Here is a 1,285-nt window from a genome sequence, read left to right as displayed (position 1 = left end):
GGGACCACTCCAGAAGACCGTTTGTGTTCTCGTTCGTGCCTCGCTGCCACGGACTGTGAGGATCGGCGAAGAACACCGGGATCGCGGTCTTGCGGGTGAAGGCGGCGTGCCCCGACATCTCCTTGCCGCGGTCCCACGTCAGCGATCTCACCAGCGGCGCGGGAATCGGCTTGAGCGCAGCGGCCAGTGCCTTGTTCATCGATGCGGCGCCGTACCCACTCAACGCCAGACCGTTCTTCACCGGAGCCGCGGCACCCCAGCCCTGCTCGCGTGGCAGGCGGATGAGGATCGTGAATCGTGTCGACCGCTCGACAAGGGTGCCGATCGCGGAACGGCCCGTGCCGATGATGAGATCTCCTTCCCAGTGGCCGGGCACCGCCCGATCGTCGGCCTCCGCTGGGCGTTCGCGCAGCAGGCTGGGGGCGGTGACGTGCGCCCAGGCCGCACGTTTGGAACGTGCTCGGGGCATCCGCAACGACCGCCCGGTGCGCAGACACAAGATCAACTCACGTGCAAGCGCCCCACGCCCTTCGATATACAACGCCTGGTAGATCGCTTCGTGGCTGATCCGCATCGACAGATCATCGGGAAAGTCGATCTCCAGACGTTTGGAGATCTGGCGTGGGCTCCACGCCTGCGCCCAGCGGCGATCGGCCCGGTGTGGCTTGTTCCGGCCAGTCCACGCGCCGGTGCGCGGGCCGGCCACCGCAACCCCACCTGGTCCGGTGATCTGCCCGGCCAGCCGCTGCTGGACATAGTCACGCAGGCGTGAGTTGGTCACCAGCTTGGAAACCTTCGGGCGCCGGGCGAACAACTCGGCCTTCCACTGGGCCACAGACGCGCGGTAATCGAGCTTGCCGCCCCTGGTCGCGGCATTACGCCGTAGTTCCCGCGAGATTGTCGACGGGCTACGCCCCAGTGCTGCAGCGATCTGCCGGACACCGCTGCCTCGGGCCCGCAACAATGCGATCTCCTCTCGCTCGGCGAACGACAGGAACCGGCCCGACGGAGGGCTCCACGAATACGGCGACATCCCGCCAGCATCACGGAACCACCTCGTCCCCACCGCAGGCGAGACACCCACCGCAACAGCGCATTCCGTTGGCAGGTCACCCTCGGCTATCTCGTCCCAGAACGCACGCTCGACCACCCGCTGATGACCGGGATGCCCCGGCGACCGCATCGGAGCTCGTCCCGTCACCTCCCGCACCCAATCCGACGGCCTTCCCACAACATCCTCCTGACCTCGCATGTTGCTTCCACCGGTTGAACCCGATCAATTCAC

At 66.6% G+C, this 1,285-nt stretch carries 1 protein-coding gene; it reads right to left on the bottom strand.

What is annotated here, in order from left to right; translation table 11 throughout:
• Positions 1-1,252: IS30 family transposase (locus ACZ6DL_RS38120; RefSeq protein ID WP_466058610.1), on the bottom strand; the 1,252-nt coding region annotated here is incomplete at its 3' end.
• Positions 1,253-1,285 lie beyond the last annotated feature (33 nt).

It is taken from the genome of Nocardia sp. NPDC041819, assembly GCF_055590505.1.
This window is presented reverse-complemented; position numbering and strand designations above follow the sequence as displayed.